The sequence below is a fragment of the uncultured Cardiobacterium sp. genome (genome assembly GCF_938028185.1).
In the GTDB taxonomy this organism is placed as follows: Bacteria; Pseudomonadota; Gammaproteobacteria; order Cardiobacteriales; family Cardiobacteriaceae; genus Cardiobacterium.
In genome coordinates this window covers 1-13053 of the sequence record NZ_CALJAH010000243.1, presented here as the reverse complement: position 1 = coordinate 13053, position 13053 = coordinate 1, and the positions used below count along the sequence as shown (strand labels likewise).

Sequence of the window (13053 nt, the reverse complement as noted above, 5' to 3'; positions counted from 1 at the left end):
GCCTTGTCTGAAACTTTCGGTGGATGGCTATACCATTCGGCGGATAAGCCCCCCAACCTGCCCCCGCAGGGTAAAGCCCGCAGCGCGGTTTGCCGCAGGGGCGGCTTTTGTCAAACGCAGGCAAAACAAAACCCGCCTGGCGGCGGGTTTTGGCGAGTGTGTGTCGTTATTCGTATTGGGGTGTGTGCCGGTTTATTTTTCCAGCAGCGCGCGCAGCATCCACGCGGCTTTTTCGTGGGTTTGCATACGGTTGGTGAGCAGATCTGCGGTGGCTTCGTCGTTGGCTTCATCGACTGCCGGGAAGAGGGTGCGGCAGGTGCGTACCACGGTTTCCTGGCCTTCGACCAGTTCGCGGATCATGGTCAGCGCGTCCGGCTTGCCGGTGTTTTCCTTGATTTCGGTCAGCGCGGCAAATTCACTGTAGGAGCCCGGTGCCGGGAAGCCCAGCGCGCGGATGCGTTCGGCGATTTCATCGACAGCGGTCGCCAGCTCGGTGTACTGCTCTTCAAACATCAGGTGCAGGGTGCGGAACATCGGCCCTTCGACGTTCCAGTGGAATTTGTGGGTCTTGAGGTAGAGGGTGTAGCTGTCGGCCAGGACTTTGGCGAGGCCTTCGGCGATGGTTTTGCGTTGGGCTTCGGTGATGCCAATGTTAATGCTCATGGTGTTTTCTCCGGTTGGTTATGGAACTTTCAACGGCGCGCATTGTAGCGCGTTATTCGTTTTTGTCAATCGAAAAGAAGTTTTTGATTGGTTTTATTTGGCTATTGAGCATGATGCTGCTTTGCAGTTTGTTCTGGTACACCGGGTAGCTGCCGGGGCGCTGGCTGTAGAAGTCGTGTTCGCGCAGGTAGCTGTAGGAGACGAGCAATAGTGTCGGCAGCAGGGTCAGGACGGTGGCGCGCCAGAGGATGCGGCCGGCGAGCGGGATGTGGTCGCGCAAAAAGGCGCGGTAGAGCCAGAGGAAGCCGGCGAAGCCGAGGATGGTCGCCCAGGTGTCGGCGCTGGTGCTGCTGGTCTGGAAGCCGTACCAGTCGGCGGCGGCGGAGAGGAGGTCGCCGAGCGCGCTGTAGGCGCTGACGAGGCCGAGGACGGGCAGGATGAGGTAGCGCCGTGCCAGCGGCTGAATCATGGTGTGGGTAATCCAGGTGAGACCGAGCAGGGTGATGATGGTGGTGATGAGGCGGTTGTAATCGACGATGTAGCTTTGCGGGCTGTCGAGGTAGCCTTGCCACATGGTGAGGAAGATGGCGGCGATGAACCACGCGGCGACGGCGGCCGGGTGGGTGAACAGCGGCCACCAGCGCCGCTGTTTGTGGGCGAGCGGCATCGGTTTGGCCGGGTCAAGCCAGATTTTCAGGGTGGCGGTGCCGATTTGCAGCAGGGTGTTGGCGGCGAGCGGGCGGGTGGTGTGGATGCGTTCGCCGTTGGCGTGGCTTTGTTCGAGGCTGCGGATGGTGAGGCCTTGTGCGCCCTGTTCGATGACGGCGTGGTAGTCGGCGACAAAGGGCGCCTTGACGATGATGTCGTTGTCTTTGGCGCGGCCGATGCGCACCGGGTAGGTGTGGACGCGGTAGATGTTGTCCTGGTTTTCGACGGTCAGTTCTGTTGCCATGTGATTTGTTCCAGTATGTGTGCCATGACGCGCTTGCCGAGGTTTTCCTGGATGCCGGTGAGCATCAGGGTGATGGTGAAGCCTTGTTGTTTTTCACCGATTTGCGCGGCGATGAGGTAGAGGTCAGAGACGGCTTCGTCGCCCTTGATGAATTTTTTCGAGGGCTGGGTGCAGTAGGTGGTTTTGAAGGGTTTGCCGCCGATGCTGACGAAGTCCGCCTTGCAGTTGAAGTCGCCGTAGTCGCGGCTGCTGCGGTGTTCGGTCGGCAGGCGGTATTCCTGGCTGTAGAGGTGGTAGAAGCGCGAGGTGAGCATCGGCTCGCGCGCGTAGAAGTTGCTGTAGATGAAGCCCATCACGCCAATCTGGATGTCGCGGCTGATGTAGGTGGTGCGGTCGGACTGGCAGACGACGGATTCGCTGACGGCGAGGTCTTCCAGTTGGGCTTCGGGCGAGACGTCCCAACAGCGCAGGTCGCCGCCGATTTCGGTCGGCACTTTGAAGTGGCCGATGGTGGCGGTTTTCCATTTGCCGCTGAAAAACGGGGTGTAGTATTTGTCGTTGTCGGCAAAGAGCTGGTCGGCGATGGATTCGTTGATGTTCACCGCGCCGCCTTCCGCCTGTTTGAGCAGGTCGGCAAGGTGGCTGGCAGGGACGAGGAAGCCGATGTCGTTGCCCTGGCTTTCGACGTTGATGCCGACGACTTCGCCGCCCTTGTTCACCGTCGGCCCGCCGCTCATGCCGCTGTTAATCGCGCCGGAGAAGAGGATGCGCGAGCGCGCGCTTTTTTGCAGGATACCGTTGTTGATGCCATCGACGATGATGAAGCCCAAATCGCCGGGGTTGCCCAGCGCGTAGAGCGCTTCGCCCTGTTCGGGGATGCCGCCGAGCAGTTTGAAGGGTTTGCCGAGGTCGTGGTCGGCGGCGACGATGGCGAGGTCATGCACCACGTCCACCGCGAGCAGGCGCAGTTTGCCTTCGCGGTCGTCGGTGCTGATGTACTCGATTTCGTGCTTTTCCTTGTTTACCGCGTCGGCGATGACGTGGTAGTTGGTGGCAATCATCTTGCCGTCGCCGATGACGAAACCGGAGCCGATGCTGGTTTTCTGACCCGTAGCGGTGTTGATGGTGCGCACCTGATAGATGCTGGGTTTATAAGAGGCAAAGAGCGCATTGACCGAGAACGGCACCGCTGCCGTCTCGCCTTTCTCATTCTGCGCGGGCAGTACCGGCTGGGCAAAGGCGCTGCCCGCAAGCAGCGCGCCGAGGAGGAGCAGCTTTCTCATGCGATGACCACCTTGACAATGCGGCGTTTGCCCGCTTGCACGATACCGCTGAAACCGCGTGCCAGCTTGAAATCGCGGCTTTCGACGCGCTCGCCGTCAATCTTGACCGCGCCGCCATCGACCATGCGCAACCCTTCCGAGGTACTGCTGACCAGCCCCGCCGCCTTCAGTACCTGGCCGATACCAAGCGCGCCATCGGGGGCATCCAGACGGATTTCCTCAAGGTCTTCCGGGATTTCATTCCTGGCGAAGCGATTGACAAACGCCTCCTGCGCCGCTGCCGCCGCCGCCTCATCGTGGAAACGGGCGACCAGCTCGCGCGCCAGCTCAAACTTCACATCGCGCGGATTGCGTCCGGCGGCGACCTCCGCTTGCAGCGCCTCAATCTCGGCCATTGAGCGGAACGAGAGCAGGGTGAACCAGCGCCACATCAGCTCGTCCGACACCGACATAATCTTGCCGAACATCTCGTTCGGTGCATCAAAAATGCCGACATAATTGCCAAGCGACTTGCTCATCTTCTGCACACCGTCCAGGCCTTCCAGAATCGGCATGGTAATAATCGCCTGCGGCGACTGGCCGTACTCGCGCTGCAAATCGCGGCCAACCAGCAAGTTGAACTTCTGGTCGGTGCCGCCCAGCTCCACATCCGCCTCCATCGCCACCGAATCATAGCCCTGGGTCAGCGGGTACAAAAACTCATGCACCGCAATCGGCCGCCCCTCGGTATAGCGCTTGTGGAAATCATCGCGCTCCAGAATGCGCGCCACCGTGTACTTCGCGGCGAGGCGGATGACATCCGCTGCCTGCATCGGCTCCATCCAGCTTGAATTAAAAAGAATCTCCGTCTTCGCCGGGTCAAGAATCTTGAACACCTGCTCCTTGTACGTCTCCGCATTGGCAAGCACCTGCTCGGTGGACAGCGGCGGACGGGTCGCGCTCTTGCCGGAAGGATCGCCTATGCGTGCGGTGAAATCGCCAATCAAAAACAGCACCTGATGCCCGGCATCCTGAAACTGGCGCAACTTGTTCAGCACCACCGTATGACCAAAATGCAAATCCGGCGCGGTCGGATCCATGCCGAGCTTGACCCGCAGCTTCTTGCCCGCCGCGAGTTTTTCGCGCAAATCCTCCGCGCCGACAAAATCCACCGCACCACGGCCAAACAGCGCCAACTGCTCATCCACGACCATAAAAACCTCCGAAAAAAGCTAAAATGCGCGCCAAACGCGCGCCAAAGGAACAAAAATGCCACCAGAACTGCATAACGACCGCACCCAACGACGCCTCTTGCCGTGGATAGCCCTCATCGGCTTCCTCGGCGTCGCCCTGTACGCCCTCTTGCCAGCGGACTTCTGGTTGCCCGAATACAAGAGCGCGCATCATACCGTAACCCCGCCCGAAGCCCTAACCACCGACGACTTTGCAGACGACGACTACGAAGACGAACCCGCCGCACCGCCGTCCCCACAGCCGCCCGCGCCGCCGCCCAAAGAAATCCCCGGCCCGCCCACGAGCGCCAAACCACCGGCGAAAACCACCGACAATGGCCGCTTCATCAAACACTATCAAACCTGGCGGCTTTCCGGCGACTACTGGTACCACCTGCAAAAAAGCGGCTTCAACCCGACCCTGGTCGCCCAGCTTGAGCCGCTGCAACACCGCCTCGAAGACGGCGCGCTGACCCACATCGACCTCTACTACGCCGACTACGAAAAAGACGGCAAAATCGACCCGAAAAACAGCAAAATCATCGCCTTGCGCCTTAACACCCGGAGCGGCAGCAACACCTGGTACGCCCGCCACGAAAACAAAAACACCTGGTACTACGACCACGACGGCAATGCGCCCGAGGCGATGATGGACCGCATCCCGCTTGCGAGCTACGACCACATCACCTCGCCCTTTGACCCGATGCGCGTCCACCCCATCACCCGCATCATCCGCCCGCACGAAGGCACCGACTTCAAGGCCGCCTATGGCAGCGCGGTACACGCCACCGGCGACGGCATCGTCCGCTTCTCCGGCTGGCAGGGCGGCTATGGTCGCGTCGTCATCATCGACCATCCGAACGGCTACCAGACCCGCTACGCCCACCTCTCCGCCGCGCAAGTGGAAACCGGCGACAGCGTCAAACGCGGCCAGACCATCGGCAACTTGGGCAACAGCGGTCGCTCCACCGGCAGCCACCTGCACTACGAAGTGCGCATAGACGACATCCCGCACGACCCGATGACCGTCAGCCTGCCGAGCACGCGCCCGCTGGCGGCCAACAACAAGGACGCCTGGCGCTACCGCTGCGACCAGTTCGACCAGGAAATGAACCGGCTGGCGGGGAACAGCCCATAACGCTCCGGCAGGATGTGGATAACCCGGTGGACAACTCGCGCGTTTTGCCAAAAAACGCAATATTCACCGCCGTTTGCGCCGCGTGGTGCAGGGCGGGTGTCGCGATAAAAACATAGCAAAAACATCGGGATAAAAGAGACTGCGGTAAACAAAGCGCTTTTTCCACTTGCAATCCCGACCGCCGCGCCAGCGCTGGATTTGTGGATAACGCACCCGCGCAACGATGACTGCCGACCAATACCACCGCCGCGATTTATCCCCAAAATTTGTGGACAACATTGGGACTGCCGACGTCGGCGAGAAAAAATCGCAAGGATGACACAGGATTGCGCACGCACCACGGACGAAAAACCGCTGCTGCATTGCTGCGCACATTACCCCGGCGCATGACCAGCGCGGACCATATAGCCATACTTTTCAGTGCATTTCATAAAAAAACCGCCGTGGTCAGCGGCGGTTTTTTTATGAGCGGGAATTCATGGACAGGAATCCGTCAGCGACGGCAGCGGGTGAAGTCGTGGCTTTCGCGGTCTTCGAGGATGAGTTGGCGCGCATTGACGAAGATGATGTTGGAGGCGACGGTCTGTTGCGGTTTGCTGTTGACGTCGTGTGCGATGTTTTCCGCCGCCGGGCGCAGTTGCGCCGCGGTTTTGCCGGAGGTGACGAAGCGCGGCTTGATGGTCTCAATCAGCAGGCGGTCGCCGATTTGTTGCCAACTGCCGTCCGAGGCGTAGTCAAAGTAGAGGCGCAGGGTCGGGTTGGTCTTGCTGTGGATGCGCACTTCGACTTTGCCCTCGCCGTGCAGGCTGCCGTCTTCTTTGTGCTGCCAGTGGGTTTTGTCGATGAAGATCAGGTAGTTGTTGCCGTATTGTTGGTAGCTGACGGTCTGGCAGCGCCAGTTGCCGCTGACGCTGGCAGTCGGCGCGGCCAGGGCGCCGCTGGCGAGGAGCAGGAGGGTGAGCAGGTGTTTTTTCATCTGGTTCTCGTGTTTCTTTAACGGATGGTAATTATATCGGCTTTGCCTGGGGTTGTTGCAGGTATTTTTCCACGGCCAGCAGCGGTGCGGCGGGGTTTGCGAGCGGGTCGTACTGGCAGATGGCGAGTTCGCGGCCAAGGCGGTTGTTCATCCAGGTGATTTGCCGTTTGGCCAGTTGGCGGCTGGCGATGATGGCCTGTTCGATGGCGGTGGCGCGGTCGCAGGCGCCGTCCAGGTATTGCCAGATTTGGCGGTAGCCGACGCTGCGCATGGATGGTGCGGCGAGGCTGAGTTGCGGGCGGGTTTTCAGCGCCGCTACTTCGTCTATGAGACCTTCTGCAATCATCGCGTGAAAGCGCTCGCCAATGCGTTGGTGTAGCACGGCGCGTGCCGGGTTGAGGCCGATGGCGAGTGTCGGCCACGGCGGGCGGCGGGTTTGTTGCGCGGCGTAGAGCGCGCTCGGCGGCTGGCCGGTGGTGGCAAGCAGTTCGAGCGCGCGCACCAGGCGCTGGCGGTCGTTCGGCTGGATGGTGGCGGCGCTTTGCGGATCGACGCGGGCGAGTTCGGCGTGCAGCGCGGCGCTGCCAACGGTGGCGAGGCGCGCCTCGATGCGGGCGCGGTTTTCCGGGTCGGCGGGCGGCAGGTCGTCCAGCCCGGTGTAGAGGGTGTGGTAGTAGAGCATGGTGCCGCCGACGAGCAGCGGGATTTGGCCGCGCGCGTGTGCGGCGGCGATTTCGCGGCGGGCGTCGGCGGCGAAGCGTCCGGCGGAGTAAGGTTCTTCCGGCTCGAGGATGTTTATCAGCGCGTGCGGGTAGCGGGCGAGGGTGGCGGCGTCCGGTTTGGCGCTGCCGATGTTCATGCCACGGTAGATTTGCGCGGAATCGACGCTGATGAGGTGAACGGGGTAGCGGTCGGCGAGGGCGAAGGCGAGCGCGGTTTTGCCGGAGGCGGTCGGGCCGATGAGGCAGATAACGGGTTGCACGCGGGGTTCTCCTGGATTGCGGGCGGTTATTGTCGCCCCCGGCGCTGTCGGCCACAAATTTTTAACGGTTTGTTACGTTTTCTTATATGATTTTTCCGCTGCGACGGGTTTGCGTGCCACGCCGGCAGCAGGATGCAGGCGTCCGCGCCTGTTGCAATCCTTTTGATGGGAGTGATAACTCGATGATTCATTTAATTGTTGCCTGCCACGGGCGGTTTGCCGAGGAGCTCGTCAATTCCGCCGCGATGGTGTTTGGCGAGGCTGAAGACGTCCACGCGGTGACGTTCATGCCCGGCGAGGGGCCGGAGGACTTGATCCGCAAGTACGAGGCGATTATGGCGGAGGCGGGCATCAGCGATGATGTGCTGTTTCTCGTCGATTTGTTCGGCGGCAGTCCGTACAACGCCGCCATCCGCGTCGCCGCGCCGACTGCGCGCGCCGATGTGCTTTCCGGGGTGAATTTGCCGATGTTGCTGGAGCTGCTTGACAGCCGCGACGAGAAAAGCACCGTCGCCGATTTGGTCAAGCGCGCTTTTACTGCTTCGATGGAAGGGACGAAGGCTTTCCGCAATGCGCTGCCGTCCGCCGCCGCCCCCGCTGCCGCGCCTGCCGAAGCCGCCGCACCGCTGGCCGACCGCCGCGCCGGTCGCCCCACTTCCGGCCATATGCAGATTCCGCTGTTGCGCATTGACAGCCGCCTCATTCACGGTCAGGTCGCCACTTCCTGGGCGAAGGCGGTCAAGTGCGACGCGATTTTTGCCATCAGCGACGAGGTCGCCAATGACCCGCTGCGCAGCAAGCTGCTGCTCCAGGTCGCGCCCGCGCATTTGCAGTCTTATGTGATTACGGTCGATAAGGCGATCAAGGTCTGGCACAACCCGATGTACGCCGACCGCAAGGTGCTGTGGCTGGTGACGAAACCGGGCGACATCGTCCGGCTGATTGAGGGCGGCGTGGACATCAAGCAGGTGAATGTCGGCGGCATGACCCACCGCGAAGGCTGCAAGCTGATCAGTCAGGCGGTCGCGGTGGATGCCGATGATGTCGCCGCCTTCAAGCGCCTGCATGAAATGGGCGTGAAGATGACGCTGCAACAGCTCGCCACTTCGCCCGCCGAAGACGTCATGCCCAAACTGGCAAATGTAAAATTCTAGGAGATTCAGATGGAAATTTTTTGGGTAACACTGGTCGGCCTCATCTGTGGCATGGGCTCGGTACTCGATGAACGGCAAACTCACCGCCCGCTAGTCGCCTGTACTTTGATTGGCCTCGCCCTGGGCGATTTGAAAACCGGCGTCATGGTCGGCGGCACGCTGGAGCTGCTGGCTCTGGGCTGGATGAACGTCGGCGCGGCAATGGCGCCGGACGCGGCACTCGCCAGCGTCATCACCGCCATTCTTGTCATCAAGGGCGGGCAGAATCCGCAGGAAAGTATCGCCATCGCCGTTTCCGTGGCGATTGCCGGGCAGGTGCTGACCATTTTCGTGCGCACCATTGCCGTTTTCTTCCAGCACCAGGCGGACAATTTCGCCAAAGAGGCGAATTTCCGCGGCATTGAGCTTTGCCACTTCGGCGCGCTGCTGTTGCAAGGCTTGCGCGTCGCCATCCCGGCGGCGATTGTCGTCGCCACTGCCGAAGCAAGCAGCGTGCAGGACTTCCTCAAACAGATTCCGGTGGAAGTCGCCGAAGGGCTGCGCATCGCCGGTAACGTCGTCGTCGTCGTCGGTTACGCGATGGTGATTAACATGATGAGCGCCCGCGCGCTGATGCCGTTCTTCTTCCTCGGCTTCGTCATCGCCGTCTTCTCCGGCTACAACCTCATCGGCCTCGGCATCATCGGCACTGTGCTGGCCATCGTTTACGTGCAACTCAGCCCGCGCTTCAACAAAAGTGCTGGCGGCAACGCCCCCGCCGCGCGGCAAGCCCCGCTCGCCGATGACGAACTCGAAGGACTATAAAGGAGCAACCCCATGAGCGAAAAAGCAAAAAAACTGACCAAAGGCGACCTGCGCAGTATGTACTGGCGCTCCACCTTCCTCCTTGGCTCGTTCAACTTTGAGCGGATGCAGTCAATGGGCTTCTGCGTCACCATGATGCCCGCCATCCGCCGCCTCTACAGCAAAAAGGAAGACCAGGCGGCCGCGCTGAAGCGCCACCTCGAATTCTTCAATACCCAGCCGTGGATAGGCTCTGCCATCATGGGCGTGACGGCGGCGATGGAAGAAGAACGCGCCAACGGTGCGCCGATTGACGACGGCGCCATCAGCGGCGTCAAAGTCGGGCTGATGGGGCCGCTGGCCGGCGTCGGCGACCCGATTTACTGGGGCACGGCGCGCATCATCTTGGCCGCCCTCGGCGCATCGCTGGCGCTGGAAAACGGCAACATCCTGGGGCCGATACTCTTCTTCGTCGGCATCAACCTCATCCGTGTCATCACCCGCTGGTACAGCATGCAATACGGCTACCAGAAAGGCACCGAAATCGTGCAGGACATGGAAGGCGGCCAGTTGCAAAAACTGACCACCGGCGCCTCCATCCTCGGCCTCTTCGTCATGGGCGGACTGGTGGCGCGCTGGGCGAGCCTGAAAATCCCGCTGGAAATCGCGCGCTATAAAAACCAGGCGGGCGAAGAAGTCGTCACCACCGTGCAGTCGGTACTGGACGATCTGCTGCCCAACCTGGTGCCGCTGCTGCTCACCTTCCTCTGTATGTACCTGCTGAAGAAGAAAGTCAGCGCCATTGCCATCATCCTGGTGATGTTTGTCGTCGGCGTTGGCGGACGCTACGCGGGCATCTTCGGGCTGTAAAACGGCACCGCGCCTCAACACCGCCCGCCGCCGTGCGGGCGGTTTCCTTGTACGCATCCGGAAATACCCGATGAACCTTGACCCGAACGGCTGGCTAGATGCCGCCCGCCGCCGCCCCAGCCCGCATCACAACGACCGCCCCGACCCGGACGACATCAGCCTGCTCGTCATCCACAACATCAGCCTGCCGCCCGGTGTTCATGGCGACCGCTACATCAATGCGCTCTTTGCCGGCACCTTGCCCGCATTGCGGCACGAACACCCCTATCTTGATGCCATTGCCGGGCTGCGCGTCGCCGCCCATTTCCTCATCCTGCGCGACGGCAGCATTACCCAATATGTGCCGACCGTTGCGCGCGCCTGGCACGCGGGCGTCTCCCGCTATCAGCGGCGGGAAAACTGCAACGATTTCAGCATAGGCATCGAGCTGAACGGTAGCGACCATGCGCCCTACACCCTGCGCCAGTATCAGGCACTTGCCGCCCTTAGCCGCGCCATCATCGCCCGCCACCCGCGCATCACCCCGACGCGCATTACCGGCCACAGCGACATCGCCCCCGACCGCAAAACCGACCCCGGCCCGGCATTTAACTGGCATTACTACCGCACCCTGCTCACTGCCAAACAACCATAAAAAACGGAGCGTCCAGGCGCTCCGTTTCTTATAGCGAACATGGCGGTTAATCATCCCGCTGCTTTGACAAAACCTTGCCGCTGCGCGCGTCAATTTTTATCTCGTATTCATGTCCGTTGGCATCGCGCACATCCGCATCAAAATGATCGCCACGGCGATCGTGATCAAATTCCAAATCCGTCACGACACCACCTTTCACCGCACGGGCGGCAATACTCGCCGCCTTTTCATAACTGATGAACTGGCGACGGTGCTGCTGATAATAATCGCGGTCGTCATCGGCATGGGCGGGCGAAATGGCGAAGACAAAGGCGGCGACAAAAGTGGCGCTCATTACGGATAACAGGGCTTTGCTCATAAAAACTCCGGGGTCAAAAAGAAAAACATGGCGGCCAACGGCCAGTTGCCCGCATTGTAGGCAGAAACATTTAGGCGAGCATTAGCGCCTCGCTCCAAAAGGCGGACATAAAAAAATCGGGCATAAAGCCCGAAATCTTTTTAACTGGAGAAAAATGGTCGGGGAGACAGGATTTGAACCTGCGACCTCTTCGTCCCGAACGAAGCGCGCTACCAGACTGCGCTACACCCCGATAAGAGAGCGCGGATTATACACGCCTGTTGCCGCTTTGCAAGACGCGCACGCAAAGCCATCGGCAAAAGGCAGAAAAAGCGCGTACTGGCAGGCATTTACCGGCAAAAACTGTCGTAAAAACGATACTTGACCCTGTAGGGGCGAATCGCTATTTTGTGCGCCCTTTCCCCCCTGCGGAGTGCAAAGATGCAGACAGCGTTACGGTACGGATTCCTCGCTCTGGGCATATTGCTGCTCGGCGCCTGCGGTTCCGCGCCCCCCTACCAATACGAAAACAACGACACCCTCGCGCTGGAATCCATCAGTACCGATGGCAACGCCGTGGAAGACCTCTACGAATATCCGCAACTGACCAGCATGGAAGACGATGGCGGCATGGACGCACCGCCGGAACCCGGAACCTATTACGAACCGCCGCCTGCGCCCCGCGTCGCCATTGACGAAGACTTCTCCCCCGCCTGGCAAAGCGACGACATCAGCGTCATGCGCGACAACGGCGGCCGCGCGCCACGCCCGCAAGTGAGCGCCGCCGCCTACAGCGGCAGCATCGAAGGCGGCAGCGACATCACCGCCACCGCCCAGGCCTACCTGAACGCGCTTTACCGTGGCGATGGCGAAACCGCCTGGCGTTACGCCTTCGTCCCCTACAACCCGCGACAAAGCTGGTGGGACGAGCGCACCGCCAAAGGCGCGCTGCTGATGAAAGCGGGCAGCAACGAATACTTCGCCGGCGAAAAACAGGGCGTGCGCCAAATCCAGATTGCACCGCAAAGCGTGCGCCAGCAGGGCAACGACGCCAGCCTCGACGCCCGCGTCATCTACGGCAACGGCACCAGCCATGACCTCAACCTCAAAATGACCAACCAGGGGGGCAAATGGCTCGTACCGCAAGAATAATCGCGCTGCTTTTGACCGCGCTGCTTGCTGCCTGCGCCAGCGCACCGCCGACCGAAGACGAACTGGCAGTCGGCGCCAAGGCCGAAAAATTCATGCAGTCGCTGATAAAAAACGAAAAAGGACTGGAAAAACAGACCATCGCCGATATTGCCTTCCTTGACGGCAACACCGCCAACAGCAAAGAAGGACAAAAACGGCTACGCAAGGCGGTGCAAATGATGGGGCAATTCCTGCGCCAGACCTTCAGCGAGGCGGGCATTGACAGCAACAAGGCCGTCTTCACCGCCAAAAAAATGCAGTCCAGCGAAATCAACGACGTCGATCAAGTGCTGGTAGTGCTGCACGCCTACGAACCGGACAGCAGCCGCGTCGTCAATGGCACCGCGCTGATTACCCGCTGGCGCAAAACCGACAATGGCTGGAAACTGGATATGAATCCCTATCTCGACAATTTCCGTAGCAGCCGCAAATAAACATAAAAAACGCGGCATTCCATTACTAGCAAAATAATGATGGCGCTGCGGAAATAAATCCCAAAAAAACGCCCGTTGCCGGGCGTTTTTCCATTCCTGAAAGCAAGACTTAATCATCCTCCTCCGCTTCCTCTCTTTTATTGCGAATGCCGCGATAAATGGCAAAGAGCACAACGGCACCCAGCACCAGTTTGCCGCCAATGCGATCCCAAAAAGGAATTTTGGGTTCATCATTATCCCAACTGGTATCCAGCGACAGCGCTTTGGACACTTCCAGCATATCCTCCTTGCTGATATCCGAATAGCGCTTGTCGTCGATATAGCCACAATAATGCTCGTTGTAATTCCAGACAGGCACAAAAAGAATCTGAAGCTGCTTGTAGCAATAGCCGACATCCATCGGTACTTGTTCCGCTCCGACGAGGAAGGGAAATTCATCGGGCAG

At 60.3% G+C, this 13053-nt stretch carries 15 protein-coding genes and 1 tRNA gene; 7 read left to right on the top strand and 9 right to left on the bottom strand.

Annotation, left to right across the window (positions count from 1 at the left end; genetic code table 11):
- Nucleotides 1-192 precede the first annotated feature (192 nt).
- The 4 genes from Q0349_RS07060 to tyrS are packed head-to-tail and all read right to left on the bottom strand — an operon-like array spanning nucleotide 193 to nucleotide 4091.
- Nucleotides 193-663, bottom strand: a complete 471-nt coding sequence (locus Q0349_RS07060) for a Dps family protein (protein WP_298080167.1) — start codon at nucleotides 661-663, stop codon at nucleotides 193-195.
- A gap of 52 nt (nucleotides 664-715) precedes the next feature.
- Nucleotides 716-1615, bottom strand: coding sequence for an FHA domain-containing protein (locus Q0349_RS07055; RefSeq protein ID WP_298080166.1), 900 nt, complete (start codon nucleotides 1613-1615; stop codon nucleotides 716-718).
- Entirely contained in the window at nucleotides 1600-2898 is a 1299-nt protein-coding gene (locus Q0349_RS07050) for a serine protease (protein ID WP_298080165.1), read from the bottom strand. Before Q0349_RS07050 ends, Q0349_RS07055 begins: the two co-directional genes overlap by 16 nt.
- A complete protein-coding gene (gene tyrS, locus Q0349_RS07045) occupies nucleotides 2895-4091 on the bottom strand; it encodes a tyrosine--tRNA ligase (RefSeq protein WP_298080164.1) in 1197 nt (398 codons plus the stop codon). The genes Q0349_RS07050 and tyrS overlap by 4 nt, the downstream gene beginning before the upstream one ends.
- 55 nt (nucleotides 4092-4146) lie before the next feature.
- Here tyrS and Q0349_RS07040 point away from each other — a divergent pair, with 55 nt between their 5' ends.
- Complete coding sequence (locus Q0349_RS07040; RefSeq protein WP_298080163.1) at nucleotides 4147-5247, top strand: M23 family metallopeptidase; 1101 nt, start codon at nucleotides 4147-4149, stop codon at nucleotides 5245-5247.
- A 493-nt stretch (nucleotides 5248-5740) separates the two neighbouring features.
- On the opposite strand, the gene Q0349_RS07035 is transcribed toward Q0349_RS07040, so the two are convergent.
- Together Q0349_RS07035 and miaA are read right to left on the bottom strand one after the other, a co-directional pair.
- Complete coding sequence (locus Q0349_RS07035; protein ID WP_298080162.1) at nucleotides 5741-6223, bottom strand: hypothetical protein; 483 nt, start codon at nucleotides 6221-6223, stop codon at nucleotides 5741-5743.
- Between the two features lie 31 nt (nucleotides 6224-6254).
- Nucleotides 6255-7205: a tRNA (adenosine(37)-N6)-dimethylallyltransferase MiaA gene (miaA, locus tag Q0349_RS07030; RefSeq protein ID WP_298080161.1), complete on the bottom strand. Its 951-nt coding sequence runs from the start codon at nucleotides 7203-7205 to the stop codon at nucleotides 6255-6257.
- A gap of 182 nt (nucleotides 7206-7387) precedes the next feature.
- On the opposite strand from miaA, the gene Q0349_RS07025 reads away from it, so the two are divergent.
- The 4 genes from Q0349_RS07025 (at nucleotide 7388) to ampD (ending at nucleotide 10646) form a co-directional block, all read left to right on the top strand.
- Complete coding sequence (locus tag Q0349_RS07025; RefSeq protein WP_298080160.1) at nucleotides 7388-8359, top strand: mannose/fructose/sorbose PTS transporter subunit IIA; 972 nt, start codon at nucleotides 7388-7390, stop codon at nucleotides 8357-8359.
- A gap of 9 nt (nucleotides 8360-8368) precedes the next feature.
- Nucleotides 8369-9163, top strand: coding sequence for a PTS mannose/fructose/sorbose transporter subunit IIC (locus Q0349_RS07020; protein ID WP_298080159.1), 795 nt, complete (start codon nucleotides 8369-8371; stop codon nucleotides 9161-9163).
- Between the two features lie 12 nt (nucleotides 9164-9175).
- On the top strand, nucleotides 9176-10012 hold the full coding sequence (manZ, locus tag Q0349_RS07015) for a PTS system mannose/fructose/sorbose family transporter subunit IID (protein WP_298080158.1): 837 nt from the start codon (nucleotides 9176-9178) through the stop codon (nucleotides 10010-10012).
- Between the two features lie 70 nt (nucleotides 10013-10082).
- A complete protein-coding gene (gene ampD / locus Q0349_RS07010) occupies nucleotides 10083-10646 on the top strand; it encodes a 1,6-anhydro-N-acetylmuramyl-L-alanine amidase AmpD (RefSeq protein WP_298080157.1) in 564 nt (187 codons plus the stop codon).
- A 46-nt stretch (nucleotides 10647-10692) separates the two neighbouring features.
- On the opposite strand, the gene Q0349_RS07005 is transcribed toward ampD, so the two are convergent.
- A complete protein-coding gene (locus tag Q0349_RS07005) occupies nucleotides 10693-11004 on the bottom strand; it encodes a PepSY domain-containing protein (protein WP_298080156.1) in 312 nt (103 codons plus the stop codon).
- A gap of 155 nt (nucleotides 11005-11159) precedes the next feature.
- A tRNA-Pro gene (locus tag Q0349_RS07000) sits at nucleotides 11160-11236 on the bottom strand.
- A gap of 188 nt (nucleotides 11237-11424) precedes the next feature.
- On the opposite strand from Q0349_RS07000, the gene Q0349_RS06995 reads away from it, so the two are divergent.
- Both Q0349_RS06995 and Q0349_RS06990 read left to right on the top strand, forming a co-directional pair.
- Nucleotides 11425-12135, top strand: coding sequence for a hypothetical protein (locus Q0349_RS06995; protein ID WP_298080155.1), 711 nt, complete (start codon nucleotides 11425-11427; stop codon nucleotides 12133-12135).
- A complete protein-coding gene (locus Q0349_RS06990; protein WP_298080154.1) occupies nucleotides 12114-12608 on the top strand; it encodes a hypothetical protein in 495 nt (164 codons plus the stop codon). The genes Q0349_RS06995 and Q0349_RS06990 overlap by 22 nt, the downstream gene beginning before the upstream one ends.
- A gap of 109 nt (nucleotides 12609-12717) precedes the next feature.
- On the opposite strand, the gene Q0349_RS06985 is transcribed toward Q0349_RS06990, so the two are convergent.
- Nucleotides 12718-13053, bottom strand: a 336-nt coding sequence (locus Q0349_RS06985; RefSeq protein ID WP_298080153.1) for a hypothetical protein, incomplete at its 5' end; no start/stop codon positions are given.

What these genes read in the sequence shown, in the direction of transcription:
- Q0349_RS07060 (WP_298080167.1), bottom strand. Translation starts at nt 663, where the DNA reads ATGAGCATTAACATTGGCATCACCGAAGCCCAACGCAAAACCATCGCC.
- Q0349_RS07055 (WP_298080166.1), bottom strand. Translation starts at nt 1,615, where the DNA reads ATGGCAACAGAACTGACCGTCGAAAACCAGGACAACATCTACCGCGTC.
- Q0349_RS07050 (WP_298080165.1), bottom strand. Translation starts at nt 2,898, where the DNA reads ATGAGAAAGCTGCTCCTCCTCGGCGCGCTGCTTGCGGGCAGCGCCTTT.
- tyrS (WP_298080164.1), bottom strand. Translation starts at nt 4,091, where the DNA reads ATGGTCGTGGATGAGCAGTTGGCGCTGTTTGGCCGTGGTGCGGTGGAT.
- Q0349_RS07040 (WP_298080163.1), top strand. Translation starts at nt 4,147, where the DNA reads ATGCCACCAGAACTGCATAACGACCGCACCCAACGACGCCTCTTGCCG.
- Q0349_RS07035 (WP_298080162.1), bottom strand. Translation starts at nt 6,223, where the DNA reads ATGAAAAAACACCTGCTCACCCTCCTGCTCCTCGCCAGCGGCGCCCTG.
- Q0349_RS07025 (WP_298080160.1), top strand. Translation starts at nt 7,388, where the DNA reads ATGATTCATTTAATTGTTGCCTGCCACGGGCGGTTTGCCGAGGAGCTC.
- Q0349_RS07020 (WP_298080159.1), top strand. Translation starts at nt 8,369, where the DNA reads ATGGAAATTTTTTGGGTAACACTGGTCGGCCTCATCTGTGGCATGGGC.
- manZ (WP_298080158.1), top strand. Translation starts at nt 9,176, where the DNA reads ATGAGCGAAAAAGCAAAAAAACTGACCAAAGGCGACCTGCGCAGTATG.
- ampD (WP_298080157.1), top strand. Translation starts at nt 10,083, where the DNA reads ATGAACCTTGACCCGAACGGCTGGCTAGATGCCGCCCGCCGCCGCCCC.
- Q0349_RS07005 (WP_298080156.1), bottom strand. Translation starts at nt 11,004, where the DNA reads ATGAGCAAAGCCCTGTTATCCGTAATGAGCGCCACTTTTGTCGCCGCC.
- Q0349_RS06995 (WP_298080155.1), top strand. Translation starts at nt 11,425, where the DNA reads ATGCAGACAGCGTTACGGTACGGATTCCTCGCTCTGGGCATATTGCTG.
- Q0349_RS06990 (WP_298080154.1), top strand. Translation starts at nt 12,114, where the DNA reads ATGGCTCGTACCGCAAGAATAATCGCGCTGCTTTTGACCGCGCTGCTT.